Genomic DNA, 9,376 nt, shown 5'->3' with positions numbered 1-9,376 from the left:
CAAAAGAAGACGGCTTCATTTTGGTTGTAGCTGTACTCGGTCAATCACAACTACCTGAAAATCATTTGTAATTTAATATATCACCCGAGATCTAGAGTTAGAGTAATGAGCCTTATTGGTAAGCTAACGCCCTTGTTAATGGGCTGGGCGTAAGCCGAGTCCTTTATTGAATTAATTGTTAGGGCTACTCGACCTCAACACCAACTACTTGAAGCAGGTTGTTGCGAGTACGAACCCACCACGTTTCATTGTCTATGTCTATCAGATCTAGCGCCCGAGAAAGAATTGGGAGAGCTTCTTCTTCTCTACCAAGTTTTAATAAGCACTCACCTTGCATTGCATAGGCGATATTGCGTTTCTGCTTGTAGGAGTTTGCGAGCGATTCTAGTGGTATAAGGGGTTGCAATCTCGATGTAGGAAAGTCTTGTCTGTCGTCATAGCTTGCGCTGTAGTAAGGCTCTAATGTTTGAGCAATAACATTTGCAAGCGCATTAGATTTGCGGGCGTACTCGTCCAAGACCGGAACCGCAGCTACGCAATCTCCTGAATTAAACAATTCTCTCGATCTTTCTTCTAAAGCATCAACGGCCGGCTGTTTTACGACACCAAGCTCTTCAATCTCGGATTGGCGCTCAGAGACATCGAATGGATCGTCGATTTCTCCATCTTGCGAAAGTGCCGAGATTGAAAACGTCAGCAACAAAAAGGTTGTTATTATTTTCATGATTGCCTCTGAATTATCTAAGGAGCCCTAACGCCCGGTTAAGCGGTGAGCCACGCAGTGGCGAGTCCGGCGACCAACGGAAGCGAACTTGAACCGCTTGTTATGTGTTTATTCATTGCTTTCAAAGTGAGCAAATACTTCGGCTCCAGTCATGTTTTGAGTTTCGTTTGAGAAGCTATAGTATTGAGGTTTTTCGTCAATGAAAATTTGATGACTCAGTTTGTAGTCTGAACCATCATCTAACAGCCCGATCGGAAAGTGATAATGATTAGCTGGCTTTAAAAAGTAAAATAAATGTGTGCCGCATTTAGAGCAGAAACCCCTCTCTGCCCACTCAGATGATTGATAGCGTGTTACAAGCGATTCGTTTGATATGCTTTTTAGTTCGCCGCTGTCGATAGCTAGCATTGGGCCACCAGACCATTTCCGACACATACTGCAATGACACGCAGCTACTTCAGTATTTGATAGTTCGACCTCAAGCTCAACCGCACCACATAAACATTTGCTTTTCATTTTCTCAATCTCTCACTTTTCAGACAGTTGTATGACAAGCCGCACAAGACACATAACGCCGGCTCACCGAGCAAATTTTTGATGGCGGCTTTTGTGCATCTTTTTGCACAAAAGGTGACAGCGGAAATTTGTCCGGTGCAGCCGTTTGTTATGCCATCTCACAGTTTGATATTGCAGTCTCAAGCAGCCGTTTCACGCTATCTTTGAAATCCTTGACTCGTTCAGATGTTGAAAACGGGGGGACGGAGCGTTTTAAGATCGCCTCGATATCTGCTCTACGCAATGATGTTGACCCACGCCCGCTGTAACAATACGCGGCATTCCATTCCTGGTGAGGAACCTTGATGATTTCGTGACGTGCGAAGTCGATCACCAATTTATTGAACTGCCTACGAATGCTATTTAAGCTTTCTCTTTGTAGAGTATCACTTACCTCCTGCTTCCAAGCGATAGGCTTTGCTATGAAGCTCTCCATCTCCTCATTCAATTTTTCTTCAAAATCGGTTATTGGAGTAAACATCCTAAAGCCGTCAATACCCATATCCATCCGCCGATTGAAAGCCTCAACTGTCTTCCAGTGCTGTGCGGACAACATATCGCGATACAAGTCATTAAATTTCTTTGTTGACTCAACAATGAAAGCAGAAAGCATTTCGAAATCGTAGACTGGAGCCACAAAGGATTGCCGGAAGCGCGACATCTCATGCGCCTGCTCGAAAACCTGATTTACCTGCTGCCCCCCTGCTTCATACATTCCTTCATTTTGAAGACTTCCAAGGAATAAAATCTTTTTTTCGTCTGGCTCAATATCAAGGCCATCATCCCGTAAAGAAGCCAGAACATTTGCCAAGCCATCTCTGACATCCTCAATTCGATCCTTATCAGTGGGGTCTTCCGAATCGTATGGTTCAACTTCGTCGAGCTTAGTGAAAAGCAAAAAAAGCTTGTCACCATACCCACGCTGAAAAATACTTTTCAAGGCGCTCTTCCCTCCGGCGACAAAAGGCTTTTTGCTCTCTTCAATTAAAAGAATCGCATCGGAATCATAAAAATAATCGTAGTGCCTAGAATCTAATTGCCCAGCCTCTTTCGTATCGTGACCAATACCCTCACCATCAATAACGATTGCTTCTACGCCTTCTCGTAGCCAAGGAGCCCTTAAGTTCCCACGTATCCGAGCGTATTCAATGACAGGTGATATTGAGTCGATTTCGCTTGACAGCAACTCTTTGCATTTTTTTACGAAATGCTCTCTTGTCGTTGTTTCGTACTTATAGAGCCTCCATTCTGATTCCAGCGTTTCTCCTTCACATGATGCTGCAGTAAGTCTTTGGATCTCTGTTATTACGGCATTGCGAATGTCAGAATATGGGATGCCAAGTTCTGATATTACAAATTCAACGAAGATACCGATTTCGTCATTGTCTTCCGGAAAGTCTTGTTGATAAGCTCGAACGCCATCTTCTAAAGCTGGAAGTAGGTTGGCTATTTGATCGGCTATTTGTCCTGAAAATTCCGTTGAAAGAAGATAATACAGACGGAATCTTTGGTCGCTGGTTTGACGGATATTTTTGACTATTTTCTCTTTGGCCCGATCTTTGTAAAACTTGCCAATGGCATCTTTGAGAATTTCATCTACGTAGCCCTCTATTTCCGAGAGTGGTTTCAGTACGACCGTAAGATCGAAGCCTGTTCCGTTTCGTATTACGTATTCAGTTGGTGCTACCGTTGTTCGTTTTTGACGGGTGGTTGGGAATTTATTTTCCTCTGTGCCAAGAAGCTTTCTGATGATTGTGGTCTTGCCAGCGCCGGTGTCACCAAGAAAATACAATTTTGGCAAATCAAGGGGCGCAGGACTTACCGCATTTAACTCGTTCTGGATTTCCTGGTATCGGCTCATGGTTCTACGCTCCTTTGATGCATTGTTTTTTAGGCATAACGCCAGAATAAGCCGCCGTTTGGAGCGCCAGCGCAAAACGGTCGGCTTGATTCACTGGTTAAATGTTCTCAGCTGCCACGTCCCTGAAAAATTGAATCCCCTTAGACGTGAGTAGAAAATCTCGATCTAGCACGCCCCCGTTGCGCAAGTCCTTTAGGTAGACTCTGGGCAATTCATCTTTTATCAGCATCCAACTATTATAGATATCTTCATCATCTGCCGATTCAAAATCATCGATATCGAGCAACCGCACTACTTTTCTTTGAGTATGTTTTATTGCTCTAACTAAAACCCCATTTATCGTAGCTTCTGCGTCTTCAGCGTCCCGCAATTTGTGCTGAAGCCTTCTCATCACTCGTTCAGCTCTGTTCAGCTGAGTTTCACTTTGCTGTAGCCGAGCAAACAACTCCTTCTTTTCCTCTTCCTGAAGATTTGCCCTTTCGGCTAATTCGTTTAACAGCTCTTCTTTTTCAGACTTAAGCTTGACCACCTCAGCCTTTTCATCTTCAACCTTTTCTCGCGTTTTTCCTAAATCTAAAGGTAGCTTGTCGAATTTATCCCTTAAACCAGTATACCCTTGATCCAAATGCCTAAGCTGTTCCCCAAAACCAGCCTCCATTCGACCTAATAATTCGGAGTTGTCCTTGGTGAATTTGTACATATTGTCATAAAACATGTTGCTGATCTCATTGGCTTTAACAAAGAAGGCAACTGAAAGCCCAATTGCAAATAGAGCTAGAAGAAGCGATAACAAGTCGCTAGTTCTTATATTCTCAAAGGTGAAAGAAAAGTCAGCTGTAACTATTTTCCACCCTACTATGAGTATTATCGCTATTACGGCAATGTCTTTAATCGTGCCGGTGGATACTCTGAACTCTGGTTTTCTCATAGCAACCCTTTGACATTTAACGCCCGCAGCATGCGCGGCTTTGGAATGGAGGCGAAGCCGCAATGGAAAAGACGTCGCCATGCCTGCGATTGTTAGCACAGCAGATCACTTGAACCAACGCTCGTATAATAAAGAATGGCAACGTGACGCGATGCAGCCAAAATACCATACAATAGCCGAATACCCGCCCAAGAGCAGCCATATCCCAATTGCCAGCGGAGGGAGACCATGCTCATTTGTCGCTTTCACCATATCTGGGACGACTGTCGACAACATAAGCCCCCAATAACCCGCTATAAGAAATGATCCTGAACCTATGATCGCTAGGATTCCCGAATTTAACTCAGATAATGTTTTTGCTTTTCGCCGAGTGATTATTTGAGCAAGCTTGTCCAACTGCGCCATTACCTTTCCTTTCTGATACCGTATAGCCGCGCCCGGCCTTGTTGTAAGAAGTTAACTCCAGTTTCATGCGTGACGTTCACCTACATATGGTACGACTTTCCATTCTTCCTCTTCGTTTTTGCGTGAATAAACTTCTCGGTCGGTGCCCTCTGAGTTCGGAATGCTAATACATTGCTCCGCATCATCGTCGCTGCATATCACCGGCTGGTGTTCAGCTGAAGACCCTGCATATTTATTGTTCTTCACTTTATCCCAGATTTGGCTTATTTCTTTTTGGGTATGTTTCATTGATGTAGCTCCTTGGGTGCTAACATTTGAATACTAAGCATGCACGGTGTATCAAGAACGAGACACGGCTTGTAGGGTCGATGAATACTGAGGATTTCATGAATAGCTCCCTGTGTTCGCATGGTACGAAACGCGTATGCTTGTTTGCATTCCATGCTTGCTTATTATTGATTCGTTGAAGTAAACCATAAACGGCTTTAGGCCATTGAGCAAGTTGATAGTGTGTAGTGAGTCGAGCTGATACGCAGCTGCTTGCAGCGCGCCATTAATTTTGTCTACGAGTTCATTTTATCGGCGTAGTGCAGGCGCATTATTTTCATAAAAGTGATACTTCCCAGTCACCCTCAGCAAACCAAGCCTGCCAATTAAAAACTTATGTGACTGCTGTCTAGGTTCACTTATACTTCTGACTAATACGCCCGACGCCTCTTCATTACTTCGGTAATGTACGCGTCGGCTCTCATTCCGAGTCCAAGTCGGCCAAACCTCCCCTCATTTAACCACTCCAAACTCTGCAATTCGCTAGCATTGCTTTTTGTGATTGCAGTCTCGTTGCCAGAAAACAATTTGTGAAATCCTTACTTATTCCACGCACTTTTAACCACTTTCCCGGTTTGGTTATAAATGCCGACTTGTTCGATGTAGTGATGAAAGTCGCTGTTTTCGGCGACGATTCGGTTTGCGGATTGCCAGTCGACGGTTGTGCGCTCGCGAGCAGGTATGAGTATTTGGCTATCGAAGAGCGATTCGGTGTTGAGCAGCAGAACGCCTATTCCGTGAAGGCTGGCTAACATTTGTAGTTCACCTTCTACGTCGCTGTTTAAACCAGTTGCAACGAGGTAACCAAAGTTTGCCCAGCTTGAGTTTGAAACGGCTTGGAAAAATGACTTTCGCACATTGCCTTTCGTCAGGTGCTTTTTTACTTCAAACGACCACAAACGCACAGCACTTTGGTTGCCCGTCCGCACACAATCTTTCACAACTACTTCCCAGCCCATATCTAGAGCTTCGAGGGCAACAATATCGGGGTGCAACCAATGGTTACCGCCGCTGCCGTGTACGTTTTTTGATTTCCGCTCATCGATACGTTGGCAATATAAACCATGCTCTTTATTCAAAAACTCGATGAGCAAAGGGTACAAATCATGCTCACTCAAGCCAGGTGTTGTTAACGGCGTGTCAACAACTACGTCATCAGGATCATCATCAAACTCTGTAAGTTGCTGCGCTAACTCTGGGGTTGGCTCCCAATAATAAATACGTGGGCGAGGTTTATCACGCGTCGCTACATTCGGGCATTTCTCTATAGCCTTTCTCAATCGACTCCCCCCGACTTCGGCGGCTAATTGCGCAATAAGCTTTTCTTCAGTGTTATAACGAGGGTTCTGCTGCTTCTCGGCAATCTCAGCTGGATAACGCTCTATGAAATACATCGCCAACTCACGAGCTGTGAATTTCTTCTCCGGATTCGCTTTTAGCGTTTCAATGATCATGTCGACGCGTGTTGTCATGAGCCGGTCTCCTCACCTGATTCGCATGTAGCAATGTTTAGCTCTCCAGATAATAATCTAGGCAGAAGTGCATCTCTGATTTGCTCTAATTCACAATTTGATTCGAAGTGACTTCGCAACAGTGTAAAAATTGGCTTTAACAGTTTGTAGAAGCATTCGTTAATTACCAAGGGAGCTTTAAGAAAAGGAATGCTGTTCATATTTTTCTGGTTAAGTTTTAATTGAACAGCCCCAGTGACATAAGGCGCGATATTCTGCTCTCGCAGAAATAAAAGAAGTTGTTCTGTCGAAACACCACCACGACCTTGAATTACATGAGCATGATTATTGACCCAAGATTTACCCCAAATATATTGAAGAAAAGGCGTATTGTCTGCCCTCAAAACCGAACCATCCTCACCCATCAATAAATAGATTCCATCAAAGATATGTTGATCAACATATCCCATAATAGAAGTTGCACCATAATATGGGATCGATCCTTTTCTGGCTTCTCTTTGTGCCTTTGAGAGTGGCACTCGAAGTCTGTCAAAGCATTCCGAAACAGAACCGAAATTACTCACCTCCCACCCCTCTGGTATCTCCCCTAACTCGCTGTCTTGCATGGCGGAGGGGAAGAGTTCGGCGGTGGTGCGGAGTTCGTTGTATTTCTCTGGGTTTTCGGCTTGGAGTTGGCTGAGTTGTGCTTGGTCTTTGCCTGAAATGGCTTGCATGGCCGCGGTTAGGGCGTCTTCTTTGGTGCCGCCGGCTTCTAATGCTGCAATTTTGGCTTTCACAGGCTCGAAATCAACAAACCAGCTTTTGAAAATGGCTTGCGCCATTTGTTCTAGGGTTTGGTTGATTTGTTGATTGGTTTCAATCTTTTGGTCGAGACTGCCCAGCGCAGTGGATATCCATATTTGAGCCTCATAAGGGGGAATTAAAAGCTCAAATTTTGGGATATCTGCGCATTTAAGACTGTTAAAAACAGCACCAACATTTAAATATTGATTAACTTGGACCCACCATTCTGGACCCTGTGTTAACCATCTGAGAAAAGGAGGATATATATAGGTGCCGTTCGATCTCAGTAGAACCAAGTTCTGACCCAACGCGATTTCTAATCCATTCGGAACAAACGCCGATTCTCCCGGATTACATCTCCGAGAAAGAATCACATCATGCGTTGTCGGCTTCGCTTTTCTTCTCCAATGCTCGAAATCTTCTTCGGAAATCAGCCGTGCCCCGTCTAACGATAATCTTCCTTCTTTCATCTGTGGGATACCGACATAGGGGCGCCCGGTGGTTTGAGCTTTTGGTGTTTTGTGATCACAGTCGATCAATACGACTCCAGCATCAGCTAATGAGAGCGTTGCCCAATCAGATATCATACCCCAGCCCTCCAAGATTACGCTTAATCTCAGCTTCCAACCGCTCACTCTCTGCGAACTGTTCACTCAGCTGCGCGGTGAGCCGTGCCATCTTTTCTGCGAATGGTTCGCCGTCATCCTCCTGCGCGACTGCGCCGACATAACGGCCTGGGGTTAGTACATAATCATGTTTTTTGATGTCGTCTAAGTTTGCCGATTTGCAGAAACCTGCCTCATCTTCGTAACCATCACCTCGCTGCCATGCGTGCAAGGTGTCGGCTACTTTGGCGATGTCGTCGTTGGTGAAGTCACGCAGCACGCGGTCGCGCATGTAGCCTAAATTACGGGCATCAATAAATAGGAACTCGTTGCGACGATCGCGTTTTTTCTCGCTCCGTACCATGCCGTTCGTTTTGTCTTTGGTGAAAAACCAAATACAGGCGGGTATTTGCGTATTGGTGAACAACTGCCCTGGTAAGGCCACCATGCATTCCACCAGATCTTCTTCAATAAGGCGCTTGCGAATTTCACCTTCGTTGTTGGTGTTTGAACTCATGGAGCCATTGGCCAATAAAATTGCCATGCTGCCTGTGGGTGCCAAGTGGTGCAGCATGTGTTGCACCCATGCGAAGTTGGCGTTACCTTTTGGAGGCGTGCCATATTGCCAGCGCACATCTTCAGCGAGCGATTCGCTCCACCAATCCTTCACGTTAAAAGGCGGGTTGGCCATTACGAAATCGGCGCGTAAATCTGGGTGCTGATCATCTAAAAAGGTGTCGGCGTTTTTCTTACCAAAGTTAAAGTCAATTCCGCGAATCGCCATGTTCATGGCCGCAAGCTTCCATGTGGTCGGGTTCGATTCCTGCCCATACACGGAAATATGTTTTTTCTGCTCGCTGGCGTCGTAGTGTTGCTCGCTGGCGTGCTCTTCAATGAATTTGTCGCTGGAGACGAAAAATCCGCCCGAGCCCATGGCTGGATCGTACACTCGCCCTGAATAAGGTTCGAGCATTTCCACAATGAGCGTGACGATACTTTTCGGCGTGTAATACTGACCGCCCTGCTTGCCTTCGGCTAAGGCAAATTGACCGAGGAAGTATTCGTACACATGGCCGAGAATGTCTTTGCTTTTTAATTGCAGTCGCTCGCCTTCCAACACTGGCTTGGTAAAAGAAGTGTCGGAAAAGGTGTTAATGAGGCCAATAAGTTTGTCGTTTTCAAGCTGATATTGGCTAATGCGGTTCAAAATGCCTTTCAGTTTGGCGTTGCTCTTTTCAATTTCTTCTAAAGCGTTGTCGATTAACCAGGACACTGAGCGCAACTTTACTTCACTGCCGGTACTGTCTTTCCAAAGTACAGCACCAATCGGCAACACAGCTTTCTCTTTAATGGTGTTCCAACGTGCTTCCTTCGGCACCCAAAACACATTGGCTTCGCGGTAATAATCGAGAATTTCCAGCTCTTCTTGCAATGCTTGTTGGTAGTCTTCTTCGCTATCAAAGTCGTCGCGCGGCATGAAGTACAGATTGTCGTCACTTTCCGTGCGAAACAGCTCGATGAGTTGCTCTTGGCGCTCTTCAAAAGCGTCGGAAACATACTTCAAGAAAATCAGCCCCAATACCACGTGCTTGTAGTTTGCGGCGTCTAAGTTAGCGCGCAGCTTATCTGCAGCTTTCCAAAGTTTGTCGTCTAAATCTTTTAAGAACTTTTGTTCCGTATTGTCCATTTTCTTTGTCCGTTTTTTGGTGTTCTGTT

The 9,376-nt window shown here is 45.3% G+C and carries 8 protein-coding genes; all 8 read right to left on the bottom strand.

Going from position 1 to position 9,376, the window contains the following annotated elements; translation table 11 throughout:
- Positions 1–184: 184 nt before the first annotated feature.
- The 8 genes from DQW12_RS08865 to DQW12_RS08825 all read right to left on the bottom strand — a co-directional run bounded on the left by DQW12_RS08865 (position 185) and on the right by DQW12_RS08825 (position 9,347).
- A complete protein-coding gene (locus DQW12_RS08865) occupies positions 185–724 on the bottom strand; it encodes a hypothetical protein (protein WP_113907496.1) in 540 nt (179 codons plus the stop codon).
- A gap of 108 nt (positions 725–832) precedes the next feature.
- Complete coding sequence (locus DQW12_RS08860) at positions 833–1,240, bottom strand: GFA family protein (protein WP_113907495.1); 408 nt, start codon at positions 1,238–1,240, stop codon at positions 833–835.
- 148 nt (positions 1,241–1,388) lie between these two features.
- Positions 1,389–3,140 (bottom strand): hypothetical protein, encoded by a 1,752-nt coding sequence (locus DQW12_RS08855; protein ID WP_113907494.1) that lies wholly within the window; start codon positions 3,138–3,140, stop codon positions 1,389–1,391.
- Between the two features lie 97 nt (positions 3,141–3,237).
- Positions 3,238–4,068 carry a hypothetical protein gene (locus tag DQW12_RS08850; protein ID WP_113907493.1) on the bottom strand — a complete coding sequence of 277 codons (831 nt, stop codon included), beginning with the start codon at positions 4,066–4,068 and terminating at the stop codon, positions 3,238–3,240.
- A 468-nt stretch (positions 4,069–4,536) separates the two neighbouring features.
- On the bottom strand, positions 4,537–4,761 hold the full coding sequence (locus tag DQW12_RS08840) for a hypothetical protein (protein ID WP_113907491.1): 225 nt from the start codon (positions 4,759–4,761) through the stop codon (positions 4,537–4,539).
- A gap of 578 nt (positions 4,762–5,339) precedes the next feature.
- On the bottom strand, positions 5,340–6,272 hold the full coding sequence (locus DQW12_RS08835; RefSeq protein ID WP_113907490.1) for a COG2958 family protein: 933 nt from the start codon (positions 6,270–6,272) through the stop codon (positions 5,340–5,342).
- Positions 6,269–7,642 carry a restriction endonuclease subunit S gene (locus DQW12_RS08830; protein WP_113907489.1) on the bottom strand — a complete coding sequence of 458 codons (1,374 nt, stop codon included), beginning with the start codon at positions 7,640–7,642 and terminating at the stop codon, positions 6,269–6,271. The genes DQW12_RS08835 and DQW12_RS08830 overlap by 4 nt, the downstream gene beginning before the upstream one ends.
- A complete protein-coding gene (locus DQW12_RS08825; RefSeq protein WP_113907509.1) occupies positions 7,632–9,347 on the bottom strand; it encodes a class I SAM-dependent DNA methyltransferase in 1,716 nt (571 codons plus the stop codon). Before DQW12_RS08825 ends, DQW12_RS08830 begins: the two co-directional genes overlap by 11 nt.
- Between the last annotated feature and the right edge of the window lie 29 nt (positions 9,348–9,376).

The sequence above is a fragment of the Aliidiomarina celeris genome (assembly GCF_003316875.1).
GTDB lineage: Bacteria > Pseudomonadota > Gammaproteobacteria > Enterobacterales > Alteromonadaceae > Aliidiomarina > Aliidiomarina celeris.
The sequence above is the reverse complement of the archived record's forward strand: the minus strand, read 5'-3'. Positions and strand labels throughout refer to the sequence as shown.